This is a genomic window from Cupriavidus sp. MEYA8, assembly GCF_059278825.1.
Genome location: NZ_CM181221.1, coordinates 562,064 through 579,857, shown reverse-complemented (window position 1 = coordinate 579,857; position 17,794 = coordinate 562,064). Strand labels below are relative to the sequence as shown.

General features: G+C 68.1%; 14 protein-coding genes. 5 read left to right on the top strand and 9 right to left on the bottom strand.

From position 1 onward, the window contains the following. Positions 1 to 20: 20 nt before the first annotated feature. The 3 genes from dacB (at position 21) to AC5WJ1_RS02685 (ending at position 2,973) form a co-directional block, all read left to right on the top strand. On the top strand, positions 21 to 1,646 hold the full coding sequence (dacB, locus tag AC5WJ1_RS02695; protein WP_494476362.1) for a D-alanyl-D-alanine carboxypeptidase/D-alanyl-D-alanine endopeptidase: 1,626 nt from the start codon (positions 21 to 23) through the stop codon (positions 1,644 to 1,646). Positions 1,647 to 1,837: 191 nt separating this feature from the next. Then, the gene (locus tag AC5WJ1_RS02690; protein ID WP_135704549.1) at positions 1,838 to 2,653 is read left to right on the top strand and encodes an AzlC family ABC transporter permease; all 816 of its coding nucleotides are present in this window, start codon (positions 1,838 to 1,840) and stop codon (positions 2,651 to 2,653) included. Continuing rightward, positions 2,650 to 2,973, top strand: coding sequence for an AzlD domain-containing protein (locus tag AC5WJ1_RS02685; RefSeq protein ID WP_135704548.1), 324 nt, complete (start codon positions 2,650 to 2,652; stop codon positions 2,971 to 2,973). The genes AC5WJ1_RS02690 and AC5WJ1_RS02685 overlap by 4 nt, the downstream gene beginning before the upstream one ends. A gap of 36 nt (positions 2,974 to 3,009) precedes the next feature. Here AC5WJ1_RS02685 and AC5WJ1_RS02680 read toward each other — a convergent pair whose 3' ends face one another. The 7 genes from AC5WJ1_RS02680 to AC5WJ1_RS02650 all read right to left on the bottom strand — a co-directional run bounded on the left by AC5WJ1_RS02680 (position 3,010) and on the right by AC5WJ1_RS02650 (position 10,702). Continuing rightward, the gene (locus AC5WJ1_RS02680; protein ID WP_133093821.1) at positions 3,010 to 3,999 is read right to left on the bottom strand and encodes an L-threonylcarbamoyladenylate synthase; all 990 of its coding nucleotides are present in this window, start codon (positions 3,997 to 3,999) and stop codon (positions 3,010 to 3,012) included. A 13-nt stretch (positions 4,000 to 4,012) separates the two neighbouring features. After that, entirely contained in the window at positions 4,013 to 5,257 is a 1,245-nt protein-coding gene (locus AC5WJ1_RS02675; protein WP_133093820.1) for a 5-(carboxyamino)imidazole ribonucleotide synthase, read from the bottom strand. A gap of 41 nt (positions 5,258 to 5,298) precedes the next feature. After that, positions 5,299 to 5,796, bottom strand: a complete 498-nt coding sequence (purE, locus tag AC5WJ1_RS02670; protein WP_135704546.1) for a 5-(carboxyamino)imidazole ribonucleotide mutase — start codon at positions 5,794 to 5,796, stop codon at positions 5,299 to 5,301. A gap of 85 nt (positions 5,797 to 5,881) precedes the next feature. After that, the gene (locus AC5WJ1_RS02665) at positions 5,882 to 6,790 is read right to left on the bottom strand and encodes a phosphoribosylaminoimidazolesuccinocarboxamide synthase (RefSeq protein WP_133093818.1); all 909 of its coding nucleotides are present in this window, start codon (positions 6,788 to 6,790) and stop codon (positions 5,882 to 5,884) included. 104 nt (positions 6,791 to 6,894) lie between these two features. Continuing rightward, on the bottom strand, positions 6,895 to 7,959 hold the full coding sequence (gene fba / locus AC5WJ1_RS02660; RefSeq protein WP_133093817.1) for a class II fructose-bisphosphate aldolase: 1,065 nt from the start codon (positions 7,957 to 7,959) through the stop codon (positions 6,895 to 6,897). A 50-nt stretch (positions 7,960 to 8,009) separates the two neighbouring features. Then, complete coding sequence (gene pyk / locus AC5WJ1_RS02655; RefSeq protein WP_133093816.1) at positions 8,010 to 9,446, bottom strand: pyruvate kinase; 1,437 nt, start codon at positions 9,444 to 9,446, stop codon at positions 8,010 to 8,012. Between the two features lie 59 nt (positions 9,447 to 9,505). Beyond that, a complete protein-coding gene (locus tag AC5WJ1_RS02650; RefSeq protein WP_135704544.1) occupies positions 9,506 to 10,702 on the bottom strand; it encodes a phosphoglycerate kinase in 1,197 nt (398 codons plus the stop codon). A 370-nt stretch (positions 10,703 to 11,072) separates the two neighbouring features. Between AC5WJ1_RS02650 and AC5WJ1_RS02645 the strand changes: the two genes are divergently transcribed. Together AC5WJ1_RS02645 and AC5WJ1_RS02640 are read left to right on the top strand one after the other, a co-directional pair. Next, on the top strand, positions 11,073 to 12,179 hold the full coding sequence (locus AC5WJ1_RS02645; protein ID WP_135704542.1) for a helix-turn-helix transcriptional regulator: 1,107 nt from the start codon (positions 11,073 to 11,075) through the stop codon (positions 12,177 to 12,179). 104 nt (positions 12,180 to 12,283) lie between these two features. Beyond that, positions 12,284 to 13,420, top strand: coding sequence for a helix-turn-helix transcriptional regulator (locus tag AC5WJ1_RS02640; protein WP_133093813.1), 1,137 nt, complete (start codon positions 12,284 to 12,286; stop codon positions 13,418 to 13,420). A gap of 144 nt (positions 13,421 to 13,564) precedes the next feature. Here AC5WJ1_RS02640 and AC5WJ1_RS02635 read toward each other — a convergent pair whose 3' ends face one another. Next, complete coding sequence (locus AC5WJ1_RS02635) at positions 13,565 to 14,584, bottom strand: Bug family tripartite tricarboxylate transporter substrate binding protein (RefSeq protein WP_133094212.1); 1,020 nt, start codon at positions 14,582 to 14,584, stop codon at positions 13,565 to 13,567. A gap of 162 nt (positions 14,585 to 14,746) precedes the next feature. Continuing rightward, a complete protein-coding gene (locus AC5WJ1_RS02630) occupies positions 14,747 to 17,746 on the bottom strand; it encodes a DEAD/DEAH box helicase (RefSeq protein ID WP_494476361.1) in 3,000 nt (999 codons plus the stop codon). Positions 17,747 to 17,794 lie beyond the last annotated feature (48 nt).

The following is a 17,794-nucleotide window of genomic DNA, read 5'->3' as shown; positions in this document are numbered from 1 at the left end:
GGCGCTTGCCATGCGTTAACATGGCCGCCATGCCAAGAACAACCGCCACGCGTACCGCATCGCGAACTGGCGCGCTGCTGCGCCGCCTGTCGCCTCTTCTTGCCGCCGCCTTGCTGATGGCCGGTGGGCCCGTCATCGCGCCGGCGCTGGCCAGGCCGCCGGCCAAGGTACAGAAATCCCAGAAGGTCCAGAAGAGCGCGAAAGCACAGAAGGACCAGATTGCCGGCAAGGCGGCAAAGGCCACGCCTTCCGCCGATGCCGGCCTGGTGCGGGCCGGCGTGCCGGCGCAAGTGGCCGCGGCCCTGCGCCGCGCCGGCGTGCCGGCTTCGGCCGCGAGCTTCTACGTAGTCAAGCTGGGCGCACCCAGCGCGCGCACCAGCTGGAACGCGCAGCAGCCGATGAATCCGGCCTCGACCATGAAGCTGGTCACGACCTTCGCCGGCCTGCAGCTGCTGGGACCCGACTACCGCTGGCAGACCGCGCTCTACGCCGACGCGCAGCCCGGCTTCGACGGCACCGTCAACGGCAATGTCTACCTGCGGGGCCGCGGCGATCCCAAGCTGGTGCCGGAGGAAATGGCCAAGCTGGTCGCCAGCGCCCGCGCCGGCGGCGCCACCGCCATCAACGGCGACCTGGTGCTGGACCGCAGCTACTTTGCCGATGGCCTGGACGGCGACGGCACCATCGACGGCGAAGTGCAGCGCGCCTACAACGTCGGCCCCGATGCCCTGCTCTATGCCTTCAAGACGCTGTCGTTCACGCTGACGCCGGATCCCGTCACGCAGACGGTGGCGGTCAGCGTCACGCCGGAGCTGGCGCAACTCAAGCTCGACAACCAGCTGGCGTTGACCAACGGCCGCTGCGGCGACTGGCAAAGCCGCGCCACCCCCAGCGTGCAGCCGCAGGCCGACGGCACCGTGCTGGCATCGTTCGCCGGTGACTATTCGAGCGACTGCGGCGAGCACGTGCTCAATATCGCCACGCTGTCGCACGCGGAATTCACCTGGGGCGGCTTTGTCGCCGAATGGCAGCGCGCCGGCGGGCGTTTTACCCGCCTGCCCGCGTTGCGCAGCGGCAAGGTGCCGCGCGGCGCGGTGCTGCTGGCGCGCCACTATGGCCTGCCGCTGTCCGACATCGTGCGCGACATCAACAAGTTCTCCAACAACGTGATGGCGCGCCAGCTGTTCCTGACCATCGGCGCCGAGCTCGACCGCGGCGGCCCGGCCAGCCCCGAGCGCTCGATCCGCGTGGTGCGGCGCTGGCTCGCGAAGCAGGGGCTGGACATGCCCGGGCTGGTGCTGGACAACGGCTCCGGACTGTCGCGCGAGGAACGCATCAGCGCCTACGACATGGCGCGCCTGCTGCAGCAGGCGGCGGCCAGCAGCGTGGGCCCGGCGCTGGTCGATTCGCTGCCGGTGCTGGGCGTCGACGGCACGCTGCGCAACCGGATGACCGGCGCCAATGCGGCCGGCAGCGGCTACCTCAAGACCGGCACGCTGGCCGACGTGCGTGCGCTGGCCGGCTATGTCGACGCGGAAGACGGCAGCCGCTACGTGCTGGTGAGCATGATCAACCACCCCAACGCCTCGCAGGCGCGGGAGGCGCACGACGCGCTGATGCAATGGGTGTATCGCGGCGCGCCCTGAGATTGCGCCGGCATTGGCGGATCGGCCACCCCGCGTGGCCTGCCGCCAACGCCGGCGCGGCATTTTGTTAAGCGCCCACTTACCAGGATGCGTTCCGACCCTATAATGCCAGGGTGCCGGCCGCGTCCTGCGGCGGCAGCTTTCCGGGCCAGCCCCCGGCGCCGGGCCTGCATTGCCCCCTTTCCTCTGACATGACTTCCCGACAACCCTCGGTGTGGTTGCGCTTCTGGCATCGCTTCGCACCCGCCGAACGCGACGGCTTCATGGCCGGCGTACGCCGCTTTGCCCCCTCCCTTCCCGCGGTGTTTTCCTGGGGGCTGGTGACCGGCGTCGCGATGAGCAAGTCGGTGCTGACCGTGCCCGAAGCCATCGGCATGTCGCTGCTGGTCTATGCCGGCTCGGCGCAGCTGGCGGTGCTGCCGTTGTTCGCCGCCGGGCTGCCGCTGTGGACCATCTGGCTGACCGCGGCCATGGTGAACCTGCGCTTCGTCATCTTCAGCGCCGCCATGCAGCCGCACTTCAGCTACCTGACACTGGCGCGGCGCACGGTGCTGGGGTTCTTCAACGGCGACCTGCACTTCGTCTACTTCCTGCAGAAGTATTCGACGCCGGGCTATGAGCCTGGCAAGGAAGGCTACTTCTGGGGCATGGCGCTGACCAACTTTGCGATGTGGCAGGTGTCGTCGATCCTCGGCATCGTGCTGGCGAGCCTGTTCCCGGACAGCTGGGGGCTGGGGCTGGCGGGCACGATGGCGCTGATCCCGGTGATGATCGCCACCATCAATTCGCGCTCGACGCTGATGGCTGTGGTGATTTCGGCGGTGTTGGCGTTGTTGTGCTTTGACCTGCCGTACCGGCTCGGGCTGGTGGTGGCGGTGGTCGGTGCGATTGCTGCGGGCATGGCGACCGATGAACTGGCGGCGCGGGCTACGCTGCGGGGTATCCGCAAGCGCAAGTCCCCGCCGATTGGCAATGCGGCTGACGCACCGCCAGGAGACCGCGCATGAGCCATGCCGAGATCTGGATCGCGCTGGTTGGCATGGCGGTGGTCACGGTGCTGACGCGCGCGTTGTTCCTGATGGCCGGCGAGCACGTGTCGGTGCCTGACCGCATCCAGCGGGCCCTGCGTTATGCGCCCGCAGCGGCGCTGGCGGCGATCATCCTGCCGGACCTGATGACCTGGCAGGGGCATTTCACCGTGGCGCTGTCGAACTACAAGCTGGTGGCAGGGGTGGTGGCCACCGCGTTCTACCTGCTGACGCGGCGGATGGTGGGGATGATTGCTGTGGGGATGGCGGTTTATACGGTGTTGCGGTTGTTGGGTTGAGGACTGGCGCATTGGAAATGCCAGCCGGAACCCGCTTCAGCCACCAAACGCCGCAGCCGCCCGCTCCAGCCGATCCCGCACCCCGGCCCAATCCTGCCCTTCAGGCAACGTCTCGAACACCAGCTGCGAATAGCCCTGCTTGTCGAGCTTGCGCAACAACCGATACAGCTCCTGCGCATACGCGGCAGCATCCGCGGGCGCCTGCACCCAGGTGCAGCGCTGATCCGCCAGCGGCGCTCGTCCCACCCAGGCCACACGCGCAGCCGCAGGCAGAGCGGCAAGCCGCGCGGCAGCCGCCTGCGCATCCGCCAGCAACAAGGGCGTGTGCGGAGCGTAGTGCGCCTTCAGGGTGCCTGATGCGCGTGGCGCGGCAGCATCGGGCGGCATCGGCGCTTCGCCCAGCACCTGCGCCAGCATTCCGACCGTGATGGCACCGGGACGCAACAGGACCGGCCCGACGCCGGCGTCCAGGCGCGACAGATCGACGATGGTCGATTCGATCCCGACCTCGACCCCATCGCCTTCCAGCACATAGACCGCGTCGCCGAACTCTTCGCGCACATGCTGCGCGGTGGTCGGGCTGACCTGCCCGAACTTGTTTGCCGAAGGCGCCGCAATACCGCCGCGACCGCGCTTGAAGCGCGCCAGCAGCGCCTGCGCCACCGGATGCGACGGGCAGCGCAAGCCGATGCTGTCCTGCCCGCCCGCCACCGCGGCATCGATATGCGAAGCGCGCTTCAGGATCAGCGTCAGCGGCCCCGGCCAGAACGCATCGATCAGCTTCTGCGCGGCTTCCGGAACCTCGTCGGTCCAGTAGCTGATATCGGCGCCGTCGACCACATGCACGATCACCGGGTGGTTGGACGGCCGTCCCTTCAGCGCGAAGATGCGGCCGACCGCCTCGGGATTCTCGGCATCGGCGCCCAGCCCGTAGACCGTCTCGGTCGGGAAAGCGACCAGTTGCCCCGCCTCGAGCAGGCGGACGGCTTCATCGAGTTCAGCAGCCGTGGGCGTGCGCGGCGACATCGTGTTCCTTGCGTCAGAGCGGGATATGCAGTGCCTGCGCGGCGGCGGTAAAGGCAGCGTCGGCTGCCTCGGCATGCTCGCCGATGCAGTTGACGTGGCCCATCTTGCGCGACGGGCGCGCATCGTTCTTGCCGTACAGGTGCAGCTTGGCGCCCGGCTGCGCCACCACCTCGTCCCACGCGGGGGTGCGTTCCAGCCCGAACTCGAACCACACATCGCCCAGCAGGTTCAGCATCTTGCCGGCCGAGTGCTGGCGCGTGCTGCCCAGCGGCAGGCGGGCCATGGCGCGCACCTGCTGCTCGAACTGGCTGGTCTCGCACGCATCCATGGTGATGTGGCCCGAGTTGTGCGGGCGCGGCGCCATTTCGTTGGCGACCAGCGAACCGTCGGTCAGCACGAAGAACTCGATGCACAGCACGCCGACATAGCCCATTTCCGTGGCGATGGCGGCAGCCGCGGCGCGGGCGCGGTCGGCGATCTCGTGCGAGACGCTGGTCGACGGCATTTGCGTCGAGAACAGGATGCCGTCGCGGTGCACGTTTTCGGCCAGCGGCCAGGTCGCGGTGGAACCGTCCGCGGCGCGCGCGGCCAGTACCGAGACTTCATAGGCCAGCGGCAGCATCCGTTCCAGCACGCACGGCACGTGCTGCATCGCCTTCCACGCGGCACGCACGTCGTCGCGCGTCTTCACGCGGGCCTGGCCCTTGCCGTCGTAGCCCATGCGCGCGGTCTTGAGGATGCCGGGCAGCACGTGGTCGGGCAGCTGGTCGACATCGGCGTCGTGCTGGATCACCCAGTGCGGGGCCGTCGGCACGCCGGTGCGCTCGGCGCAGGCGGCAAAGAACTTCTTCTCGCCGATGCGGTTCTGCGCGATCGAGACGCAGTAGCCGCGCGGCGCGACAAACGAACCCAGTTGCTCCAGGCGGTCCAGCGACAGCGACGGCACGTTCTCGAACTCGGTGCTCACCGCCTGGCACAGCTTGGCCATCTCGGCCAGCGCGGCCTCGTCGGTGTACTGGGCGCAGATATGCTTGTCGGCCACCGCGCCCGCCGGGCTGTCCTGGTCGGGATCGAGCACGCATACGCGATAGCCCATCGCCTGCGCCGCATGCGTGAACATGCGGCCGAGCTGGCCGCCGCCCAGCATGCCCAGCCACGCGCCGGGCAGGATGGGCGCGTCGGGACGGTCGACGCCGAATTCGGCGCGCGATTCCGGCGTGTGGGCTTCGGAGAGGTAGGGATGGATATCGGTCGGCATTGCTCGGTTCCGTGTGGGTCCGGAGAATTACAGCGGCAGCATTACAGCGGCAAAGTCATGGCGCGCGCGGCTTCGGTCTGCTTCGCGCGGAAGGCTTCCAGCGCGTCGGCCAGCGCGTCGTCGGTGGTCGCCAGCGTGGCGATGGCATGCAGCGCGGCATTGGCGGCGCCCGCTTCACCGATGGCGAAGGTGGCGACCGGCACGCCCTTGGGCATCTGCACGATCGACAGCAGCGAATCCTCGCCGCGCAGGTACTTCGACGGCACGGGCACGCCGAACACCGGCACGATGGTCTTGGCGGCGATCATGCCCGGCAGGTGCGCGGCACCGCCGGCGCCGGCGATGATGGCGCGGATGCCGCGGCTGCGCGCGGTCTCGGCATAGCGGAACATGTCGTCGGCCATGCGGTGCGCGGACACCACCTGGGCTTCGAACGGCACGCCGAAATCCTTCAGCATGGCCACCGCGTGCTGCATCACGTCCCAGTCGGAACTGCTGCCCATCACGACGCCGACCAGCGGCTTGTCTTGCTTGCTCACGTTTGATCCTTGCTTGTTTGCTCCCCTCTCCCGCTTGCGGGAGGGGGGAACACCATTGGCTTTTGAAAAGCCGGTGGCAACGAAATTACTTCAGCTCTTCGCCCGTCAGGCGCGTCAGCGCCTCACGATACTTCGCCGCGGTCTTCTCGATCACGTCATCCGGCAGCTGCGGCGCCGGCGCGGTCTTGGGCCACGGCTTGCCGTCGATGCGCACCGCTTCCAGCCAGTCGCGCACGAACTGCTTGTCGAACGACGGCGGGTTGGTGCCCACCTGGTACGAATCGGCCGGCCAGAAGCGCGACGAATCGGCGGTCAGCACTTCGTCCATCAGCGTCAGCACGCCGTTGTCGTCCAGGCCGAACTCGAACTTGGTGTCGGCGATGATGATGCCGCGCGTGGCGGCAAATTCGGCCGCTTCCTTGTACAGGCGGATCGAGATCTCGCGCATCTGGCGCGCCAGCGCGATGCCGATGCGGGCCTCGACCTCGGCGAACGAGATGTTCTCGTCGTGCTCGCCCATCTCGGCCTTGGCGGCCGGGGTGAAGATCGGCTCGGGCAGCTTCTGCGAATTCTGCAGGCCGGCCGGCAGCGCGATGCCGCACACCTTGCCGGTGGCCTGGTAGTCCTTCCAGCCGCTGCCGGCGAGGTAGCCGCGCACCACGGCTTCGACCAGGATCGGCTTCAGGCGCTTGACCACCACGGCGCGGCCCTTGACCTGCTCCACTTCCTCCGGCGCGACCACGGTTTCGGGCGCGATGCCGGTCTCATGGTTCGGCACGATGTGCGCCAGCTTCTTGAACCAGAAGTCGGCCATCTGGTTCAGCACGCGGCCCTTGTCGGGGATCGGCTCGCCCATGATGACGTCGAACGCCGACAGGCGGTCGGTGGTGACGATCAGCAGCTTGTCATTGCCGACGGCGTAGTTGTCGCGCACCTTGCCGTGGCCCAGCAGCGGCAGCGAGTTGATGGAGGACTGGTAGAGAGCGTTGGACATGATGGTTCCGATAAAACGGCGAAGCCGCCGGGCGCAACATGCGTGCCGCGGCGGCCGGAACTGCGATCCGCCTTCCACTTGCGCGGAAGGCGGACACGGGACAATTACTGCACGACCTGCGCCAGCTTGCCCGACTTGTACTGCTGCGCGACGTCGACCAGCGTGACCGGCTTGATCTTGCTGGCCTGGCCTTCGCAGCCGAAAGCGATGTAGCGCGCCTTGCACACTTGCTTGGCGGCTTCGCGGGCCGGCTTCAGGTATTCGCGCGGGTCGAACTTGCTCGGGTTCTCGACAAAGAAACGACGGATCGCGCCGGTCATGGCCAGGCGGATGTCGGTATCGATGTTGATCTTGCGCACGCCGTACTTGATGGCTTCCTGGATTTCCTCGACCGGCACGCCGTAGGTTTCCTTCATGTCGCCGCCGAACTTGCGGATTTCTTCCAGCAGTTCTTGCGGAACGGACGACGAGCCGTGCATCACCAGGTGGGTGTTGGGGATGCGGGCGTGGATTTCCTTGATGCGGCTGATCGCCAGGATGTCGCCGGTGGGCTTGCGGGTGAACTTGTAAGCGCCGTGCGAGGTGCCGATGGCGATGGCCAGTGCGTCCAGCTGGGTGGCCTTGACGAAGTCGGCGGCCTGCTCCGGATCGGTCAGCAGCATGGAGTGGTCCAGCACGCCTTCGGCGCCGATACCGTCTTCTTCGCCGGCTTCACCGGTTTCCAGCGAGCCCAGGCAGCCCAGTTCGCCTTCCACGGTCACGCCGACGGCGTGGGCCAGTGCCACCACCTTGCGGGTGACGTCGATGTTGTAGTCGTACTCGGCCGGGGTCTTGCCGTCTTCGCGCAGCGAGCCGTCCATCATCACCGACGAGAAGCCCAGGTCGATCGCACCCTGGCAGATCGCCGGCGACTGGCCGTGGTCCTGGTGCATCACCACCGGAATATGGGGATAAGCCTCAACCGCGGCTTCGATCAGGTGGCGCAGGAAATGCTCGCCGGCGTATTTGCGGGCGCCGGCCGAGGCTTGCATGATCACCGGAGCGTTGACCTCGTCGGCCGCCTGCATGATGGCCTGCACTTGCTCGAGGTTGTTCACGTTGAAGGCCGGCAGGCCGTAGCTGTTCTCGGCTGCGTGGTCCAGCAGCTGGCGCATCGAAACGAGTGGCATGTCTAACTCCTAAATAAAAATGGGATGTCTCTGTATTTTTCTGTCGGCGCTCAATGCCCCACCCTGACGATCTTCAGGGTGTTGGTTCCGCCCGGCTGCCCCATCGGCTCGCCGATGGTCAGCACGATGAAATCGCCGCGCTGCACCACGCCCTGCGCCAGCAGCAGCTCTTCGGCCTGCTCCAGCGCGGTGTCGCGGTCGGCGCTGGATTGCAGCGGCAGCGGCACCACGTTGCGGTACAGCTGCATCTTTCGCTGCGAGGCCAGGTTGGGCGTCATGGCGTAGATCGGCACATGGATGCGGTGACGGCTCATCCACAGTGCGGTGGCGCCGGAATCGGTCAGCGCGGCAATCGCCTTCACCTGCAAATGATAGGCGGTGAACAGCGCACCCATCGCCACCGACTGGTCGATGCGCGAGAAGGTCTGGTTCAGGAAGTCGGTGTCGAGCTGCACCACCTCGGACTTCTCGGCCTCGATGCAGACCGCGGCCATGGCCTCGACGGTCTCGACCGGGTAGCGCCCGGCGGCGGTCTCGGCCGACAGCATCACCGCGTCGGTGCCGTCCAGCACGGCGTTGGCCACGTCCGACACTTCGGCGCGCGTCGGCACCGGGTTGACGATCATGCTTTCCATCATCTGCGTCGCGGTGATGGTGAGCTTGTTGGCTTCGCGCGCCAGCTTGATCATGCGCTTCTGCAGCGCGGGCACGGCAGCGTTGCCGACTTCCACGGCGAGGTCCCCGCGCGCCACCATGATGCCGTCGGACGCCTGCAGGATTTCTTCCAGCACGCCCGGGTGGATGGCCTCGGCGCGCTCGATCTTGGCGATCATGCGTGCCTTGTGGCCGTGCGGCTGGCCGGCCACGGCGGCCAGCTGGCGCGCCATTTCCATGTCGGTCGCGTTCTTGGGGAAGCTGACCGCGACGTAATCCGCGCCCAGGGCCATGGCGGTCTTGATGTCGTCCATGTCCTTGGCCGTCAATGCCGGCGCCGACAGGCCGCCACCCTGGCGGTTGATGCCCTTGTTGTTGGACAAATCACCGCCGATGCGCACGGTGGTAAAGATCTCGGTGCCCAGCACCCGGTCCACCACCAGCACGATCAGGCCGTCGTTGAGCAGCAGCAGGTCGCCCGGGCCGACATCGCGCGGCAGGTCCTGGTAGTCCAGGCCGACGCGTTCTTCGTTGCCGAGCTGGCAGGCGGAATCGAGGACAAAGGGGTCGCCCGGCTTGAGCGTGATCTTGCCATGCTCGAACTTGCCGACGCGGATCTTGGGGCCCTGCAGGTCGGCCATGATCGCGACTTCGCGGCCGCACGCCTGCGCGGCCTCGCGCACCAGGCGTGCGCGGTCGATATGGTCCTGCGCGCTGCCGTGCGAGAAATTCAGCCGCACCACGTCGACCCCCGCGGCAATCATGCGCGTCAGGATCTCCAGCGAGCTGGAAGCGGGGCCGATGGTGGCGACGATCTTGGTGGAACGGGTCATGCGCGGGTTTCCTTGGTGAAGGACGGGGGCCCGGCACGGCGCCAGGCCCGGCGGATGCTTCAGCCTGCTGCGCGCTGTTCCAGCACTTCAAAGGCGGGCAGCTTCTTGCCTTCCAGGAATTCCAGGAACGCGCCGCCGCCGGTGGAGATGTAGCCCACGCGGTCGGCAATGCCGTACTTGGCGATGGCGGCCAGCGTGTCGCCGCCGCCGGCGATCGAGAAGGCCTTGGATTCGGCGATGGCCTGTGCCAGCACCTTGGTGCCGTTGCCGAACTGGTCGAATTCGAACACGCCCACCGGGCCGTTCCAGACGATGGTACCGGCGGCCTTCAACTGCTCGGCCAGCAACGCGGCGGTTTGGGGGCCGATGTCCAGGATCATGTCGTCGTCGGCCACATCCTTCACATCCTTGACGGTGGCCGCGGCGGTCGCGCTGAATTCCTTGGCGCAGACCACGTCGACGGGAATGGGCACCGAGGCGCCGCGCCTGGCCATGATATCGATGATGGCCCTGGCATCGCCGACCAGGTCGGCTTCGGCCAGCGACTTGCCGATCTTCAGGCCGGCGGCCAGCATGAAGGTGTTGGCGATGCCGCCGCCGACGACCAGGTTGTCGACCTTGTCGGCCAGCGACTTCAGGATGGTCAGCTTGGTCGAAACCTTGGAGCCGGCCACGATCGCCACCAGCGGACGCGCCGGCTGGCCCAGCGCCTTGCCCAGCGCGTCGATCTCGGCGGCCAGCAGCGGGCCGGCACAGGCGATCGGGGCATACCTGGCGATGCCATGGGTGGTGGCCTCGGCGCGGTGCGCGGTGCCGAAGGCGTCGTTTACATATACGTCACAGAGCTTGGCCATCTTCTGGGCCAGCTCGTCGCTGTTCTTCTTCTCGCCCTTGTTCACGCGGCAGTTTTCCAGCAGCACCACCTGGCCGGGCGCGACCTCGACGCCGTCGACCCAGTTCTGCACCAGCTTGACCGGCTTGCCCAGCAGCTCGGACAGGCGCGTGGCGATCGGCGCCAGCGAGTCTTCCGGCTTGAACTCGCCTTCGGTCGGGCGGCCCAGGTGGGAGGTGACCATCACCGCTGCGCCGGCGGCCAGGCAGGCCTCGATCGCGGGCACCGAGGCGCGGATGCGGGTGTCCTCGGTGATATTGCCGGCGTCGTCCTGCGGCACGTTCAGGTCGGCGCGGATAAACACCCGCTTGCCGGAGATTTTGCCTTGGGAAATCAGATCGGAAAGACGCAGGACAGTGGTCATGACGGTGAAAGGCGCGAGATTTCGCTGAAAAATCGGGAAAACGGGATTTTACCTGATCGCGGTCGACGCTTTGGCGATTCCGGGTCGCAATGGTTTTGCAATGTGCGCCAGCACGCACAATACGGTTCCTTGCCGGGCTGACCGATTCCCTGCCTCCCCACGAAAGAAGGGGCCGGGGAATGTCCCCCTGATCCCCCGAGTGCGGTAATGTATGCAACGTCTGCTTAAACAGACACGCACTGACACCAGAGCCGGTCCAGCAAAACGGCCAGGACAACACCAGGCGGATAACAAAAAGGCAGGCCGGCGTGCGCGTGGGCGCACAGCCGGCGCCGCGCATTGTCTTGTCGCGAATGCAGGGGGTAATCAGATGAAAGAAGCCGACATGCACGGAGCGATCCGTGGCTTGTACGAGGGCATTCTCGATCCCGGTGCGTGGCAGCAGAGCCTGCGCACCCTGACCGATATGGCCGGATCGGCGCACGCCTCGATGATGGTCTGGGACACGGTACGCGACCAGGTCACCGTCAATGAAATTGTCAATCCGGTGGTGGAGTTGTTCACCGAGTACGAATCGGATTTCCAGACCATCGACCCGGCCAAGCAGTTCGCACCGCGGCTGCAGCCCGGCGCGTGGTACGTCGACGCGCGCGAGCTGGGCGAAGGCGCCATGGCGCGCCACCCGTTCTACCGCGATTTCTTTCACCGCTATGACCTGCGCTCGTACGTGGCATGCCTGGTCGCGCGCCAGCCGCACTACGAAGTCTATTTCTCGATGCAGCGCGGACGCACGCAGCCGCTGTTCTCGACCGACGACACCCGCGGCATGGACTGGATCATCCCGCATATGCGCAGCGCCATGGCCATGCGCGACCGCACGCTGGGCCTGACGGTGCTGGCGCGGCTGTCGTCGCAGCTGGTGGAGCGGCTCAACTTCGCGCTGCTGGTGTTTTCGCCGCAGCGCCAGGTGCTGCTGGGCAACCGCGCCGGCGAACGCTGGGTGCGGCGCCTGGACCCTGCGGGCAAGGTCTCTGACTGGACCCTGTCGCGCCCGTTCGGCGAAATGCTGGCCGCGGCTTGCGATCCGCAGCGCGCGGTGGCCGCCCAGGCCGCGCGCGCCACCGACGGCAACGGCAGCAGCGCGCAGGTGATCGTGCTGCCGCTGCCGCCCTCGCACGCCTTTGCCGCGCAGTGGCAGGAGCCGGCGGCGCTGGTGGTGGTGCACGAGCACGACAACGCGCCGCTGTTGCTGGCTCCGGTGCTGCGCGACCTGTACGGCCTGACGCCAGCGGAAACGCGGCTGGCGACCCGGCTCGCCGGTGGCCAGGGCCTGCCCGAAGCCAGCCAGCAGCTGAACATCCGCCATGAAACGGCGCGCACGCAGCTCAAGGCCGTCTTCAACAAGACCGGCACCAACAGCCAGGCCCAGCTCACCCACCTGCTTTCGCGGCTGGGCGCGGCACTGGAAGGGGCCTGAATTCCACCCTCGCGCGGTACGCCGGCCGGCAACACACCGGCAGCCCTGGCACAGCCGCGCGAAGGAAGTACCAAAAGTACGAAAAAGAAGAAAGAAGAAAGACCATGAGCGACACGCCGATGCATGAAACCATCCGCGCGCTGTACGAGGGGATCTTCGACGCCGATGCCTGGCGCCGCAGCCTGGGTGCGCTTTGCCAGGCCAGCGACAGCTCGCATGCGCTGCTGCTGGTGCGCGATACCGTCCACGAACGCGTGCTGGTGAACCAGGTGGTCAATCCCGTGCCCGAAGCGGTGGCCGCCTACAGCGAATACTACGAAACCATCGATCCGGCCCTGCCCTTCGCCCAGCGCATGTCGGTGGGCAGCTGGTATATCGATTCGCGCGAACTGGGTGCGCAGGCGATGCGACACTCGCCTTTCTATGGCGACTTCCTGCACCAGTTCGAGCAATCGTCGGTGATGGCCTGCCTGATCGAGCGCAAGCCGCACTATGAAGTGTTCCTGTCGCTGCAGCGGCCGCTGGGCGGCAACCAGTATTCGCCCGAGGACGCGCGCGCGCTCGACTGGGCGATTCCGCATGTGCGCCACGCCATGGCGCTGCGCGACCGCACGCACCAGGTGTCGGCGCTGGCGCATGCGTCGAGCCAGTTGCTGGAACGGCTGCCGTTTGGGGTGATCGTGTTGCGGGACGATGGCAAGACGCTGCTTGCCAACAGTACGGGAGAGGCGTGGGTGCGGCGGCTGCTGCCAGCGGTGTCGGCGGCGGTGTCGGCGGCGATTTCGGCGGCAAGCGGCCGGGCTGAAGAATGGCGGCTGTCGCGGCCGTTTGCCGAAGCATTGAAGGCCGCGTGCGATCCGGGCAATCCGCAGCCGGCGCAGGCGCTGCGGGCGGTGGATAACGGCGGGCGGCAGGCGCAGATTATCTTGTTGCCCTTGCCGCCGGCGCATCAGCTGTCGATGGACTGGCAGCGGCCCAGCGTGCTGGTGGCGATCCATGAACCGGGAGTCGCGCCGATGACATTGCCGGCCGTGCTGCGGGACTTGTACGGGCTGACGCCGGCGGAAACGCGCTTGGCGCTGCAGCTGTCGACCGGGATGGGGCTGCCCGAGGCTTGCGAGCAGATCGGGATCCGGCGGGAGACCGGCAGGACGCAGTTGAAGGCGATTTTCAACAAGACTGCCACTGGGACGCAGGCCCAGTTGGCGCATTTGCTGACGAGGTTGGGCGTCAGGGCTTAGGGGTTAGGGGTTAGGCCGCAAACCTGTCACCGGCCGCCTGTTTGCCCCCCTCTCCCGCCTGCGGGAGAGGGGCGGGGGTGAGGGCCGGAGCCTCAACGAAGTGAAGCCCCTTATGCAACCTCAGTCGCAACCTCAGTCGCAACCTCAGTCGATCGAAGCCCCCACCGTCTTCACCACCCCCGCCCACTTCTGCCGGTCGGCCTTGACGGTCGCCTTGAACTGCTCCACCGACTCGATCCGCGGCGTATTGCCGGCATCGACCAGCTTCTGCCGGATCGATGGGGTTTCCAGCGCAACCTTGACCGCGTCGTTGAGCTTGCGTGCGATCTTCGGATCCAGCCCCTTGGGACCGAAGAAGCCGAACCAGATGGTGCTGTTGTAGCCAGCGACGCCGCTCTCGGCAATGGTCGGCACGTCCGGAATCACCGGCACGCGCTTGCTGGTGGTCACGCCCAGCAGCCGCACCTTGCCGGCGCGGTATTGCGGCAGCACGCTCTGCACCTGGTTGAAGATGCAGCAGACCTCGCCCTTGAGCACGGCCTGCAGCGCATCGGGGCCGCCCTTGTACGGTACGTGGGTCATGTCCAGGCCCGCGCGGGCATTGAATTCGGCGAAAGCCAGGTGCGTGCCGGTGCCGTTGCCGGTCGAGGCATAGTTGTACTTGCCTGGATTGGCCTTCACCTTCTCGATGAATTCCTTCACCGTCTTCACGTCGATCACGGCCGGGTTGACGGTCAGCACGTTGGACACTTCGACCAGCGGCGCCACCGGCGTGAAATCGGCTTCGGCGTCGAATGGCAGGTTCTTGTACAGCGCCGGGTTGATGCCGTGCGTCGCCGCGGTGCCAAGCAGCAGCGTATAGCCGTCCGGCTTGGCGTGCGCCACCACCTCGGAGGCAACGTTGCCGCCGGCGCCCGGCCGGTAGTCATAGATGATCGTGGTCTTGAGCGACTTCTGCAGCGATTCCTGCAGCGCGCGGCCCACCATGTCGACGCCGGAGCCGGCGGTGAAACCCATCAGGATGGTCACCGGCTGCGTCGGCCACTCGCCCTGGGCCTGGGCGGGCGCGCTCACGGCAGCGGCGGCGCACAGGGCGGCCATGCCTGCGGCCAGGCGGAAAGCGGAACGGAAGGACAAGCGCGGCAGGCGGAACGAGATGGGCATGGGGGTGGGCATGGGGGCACCGTCAGTAAAGTCAGCACAAGAGGGCTGCCGGGGTCTGGGCCCCGGGCAGCGCCACAAGATAGCAAGGATCCTGCCAAAACCAAACGAACCAGTTCGCTTGAAGGTATGCCCTGGAAGTATATGGTGGGCGCGGCGTGACGCTCAGCGGCGCAGCAGGCCCACCAGGTCGTCGATATCCGGCAATGGCGCACCGGTTCCCGCAGTGCTTTCGTCATCCGCCTCCAGCAAGCCGTCGGCCAGCGCGCGCTTGTCGCGGTGCAGGTCGACGATGCGCTCCTCGATGGTGCCGGCGTTGATCAGCCGGTACACCGTCACGGGGCGCTGCTGGCCGATGCGGTGCGCGCGGCCCATGGCCTGGTCCTCGGCGGCGGGGTTCCACCATGGGTCGGCGATGATCACGTAGTCGGCCGCGGTCAGGTTCAGGCCGAAGCCGCCTGCCTTCAGGCTGATCAGGAAGACATCGCCCTCGCCCGCCTGGAAGGCGGCCACGCGGCGCGTGCGCTCGGCCGCCGGCGTGGCGCCGTCCAGGTACTGCAGCGCGAGCCCGGCGCGCTCCAGGCCCTGGCGCAGCAGCTGCAGGAAATCGACGAACTGGCTGAACACCAGCGTCTTGTGGCCGCTGGCGGCCAGTTCGCTCGCCAGAGCGACGAAGGCGCGCAGCTTGGCGCCCTCTTCCCCCTCCCGCAGCTGGCTGCCGATTTCCGGCGTGGCCAGGCGCGGGTCGCACGCGGCGCGGCGCAGGCGCATGATCTGCGCCAGCACATGGATGCGCGCTTGCGATTGCTGCTGCGCCTGCGCGAGGGCGCGCGCCTTTGCCCCTGCAGGCGCGCCTTGCGTGGCCTTGCGCACCGCCTCCACGCGCGCCAGCGCGGCTTCGGCCTGGGTCTGCGCTTGCCGGCGCAGCGCTTCGTAGTGCGCGGCTTCGACCGCGTCGGGCTCGACGCGGATCACCAGCTCCGTGCGCGGCGGCAGTTCGTCGAGCACCTGGGCCTTGGTCCGGCGCAGCACGAAGGGCGCGATCATGCGGCGCAGGCGCTGGCGGGCCTCGCGCACGCCGCCGCGCTCGATCGGATTGGCAAAATGTTCGTTGAAACGGGCCAGCGAGCCCAGCAAACCCGGGTTGCAGAAGCGCATCACCGACCACAGCTCGGCCAACCGGTTTTCCACCGGCGTGCCGGTCAATGCCATGCGGAAATCCGCCTGCAGCTCGAACATCGACTGCGCGCGCCGCGTGATGGCGTTCTTGAATGCCTGCGCTTCGTCAGCGACCACGGTATGCCAGTCGCGCGCGCAGAAATCCTGGCGCGCCTGCTGCAGCAGCGTGTACGAGACGATCACCAGGTCATGTGGGCCTGCCTGAGCCAGCAGCGTATCGCGCGCATTCTCTGCACCCTCTCCATAGACCTGGACATTCAGGGTCGGCGCGAAGCGTCGCGCTTCGGCGGCCCAGTTGCCGCACACCGAGGTGGGCACGATCACCAGCGCGGCGCCGCCGGCCGCGCGCGCCACCAGCACCGCCAGCGCCTGCACGGTCTTGCCCAGGCCCATGTCGTCGGCCAGGCAGGCGCCCAGCCCCGAGGCGGCCAGCGTCATGGCCCAGCGGTAGCCGGCTTCCTGGTAGGGGCGCAGCTCCGCCGCCAGCGTGGCGGGCACGGTGGTTGGCGTGTCGCGCGCCGCGCGCAGGCGGGCGATGCGCTGGCGGAAGTGGGCGTCGGGATCGATGCCCGCGCCGGCCAGCACGTCGTCCAGCCACGGCGTGGCCATCTGCGGCACGCGGATGCCGTCGGGAATGCGTTCGGCCACCGACGCCAGGTCGCGCAACTGGCCGCGCAGCGCGCGGGTCAGCGCCACGAAGACACCCTGCCCCATCGGCACGAAGCGGCCGGCGTGGCTGCCGGTCCAGTCGATCAGCTTGCCCAGCTCCAGCACCAGCCCCTCGGCCACGCGCAGCTCGCCGGCCAGCCGGTACCAGGCGCCACGGCTTTCGATGTGGACGCCGAGCTGCGGCAGGTCGGCGGGCACGATGCGGATTTCCTTGCCGCGCGGCCATTCCACAGCCTGCACCGCGGGCAGGCCGGGCAGCGCCTCCAGCACGGTCAGCGCGTCTTCGGGATCGTCCAGCGTCCAGGTATATTCACCGCCCGGCGGCGACTGCGTGACCAGCACCGGCAGCGCGGCGAAGACCTCGGCCACGCTGGCCAGTTCGGCATCGAGATCGCGCTGCGTGACCAGCGTCTCGCCGCGCACCGCGGCCATCAGGCGTTCCCTGCCCGCGCCCGGCGCGAGCCGGGGCCCGAGCTGGCCCAGCGGCGTGACCACCAGCCGCATCGTGATACCGCGCCCGGCCACGCCGCCGATCGGCGCAACCTCCGCGCGCAGCCGCGCTTCGGCCTCGACCGTGCGCGAGCCGGCAGCCTGGTCGGCGTGGACCTGGAAATGGCCGGCCAGCGCGCGCAGCGTGCGATCGAGCTGGGCCTGGCCATCCTCCGGGATCGCCAGCCCGTCGCCGATCAGCCGCGCGGCGTCGAACTGCGCCGGGGTGAAGCGCAGCACCTTGAGCCGGTGCGGCCCGTCGCGCAGCACCGTGACCTGGCGCAGCGCCTCGGCCACCTGGCGCGCCGCGGCGGGCAGCAGGGCCTCCATCGCCGGCGCCTCGCGCAGCGGCGGATAGAGGCGCAGCACGAAGCGGCCAGCGCTGTGCACGGCCTCCAGCGCGGGCGCGTCCTCGACCACCTCCAGTGTCTGCGCCGGCGCGTGGGCGAGCACCACGGCCGGGTGGCCGACCAGCGCCATGGCGGCGGCGGCGCGGTCCAGCACATAGCGCCGGTTGTGCGAGGCATCGCGCCGGATCGCGCGCGCGATGCGCGCGTCCCACGGCTCGAGCCGGTCGTCCTCGGCCACGCGCGCCAGCGGCACCGGCCTGGGCTTGCCCCAGCCACGCGCGCCGCGCACTTGCTCCAACGGCTCGATGGTGGCCACCGCGCCGTCCGGCTCCAGCGTCAGCGCCCACAGCAGGCGGCGGCCGCTCTCGCCGGCGGCGACGGGTTCGGCGCTGGCGAGGGCGCGCAGCGCTTCCAGCGCCTGCTCCCAGCCAGGCTGGCCGGGTTCGGCATGCGGGTCGGAATGTGTGGTCAAAGGCACGACGAAATGGACTGGCGTCGGAAGCAGGCCCTGACGATGCAACCGTCG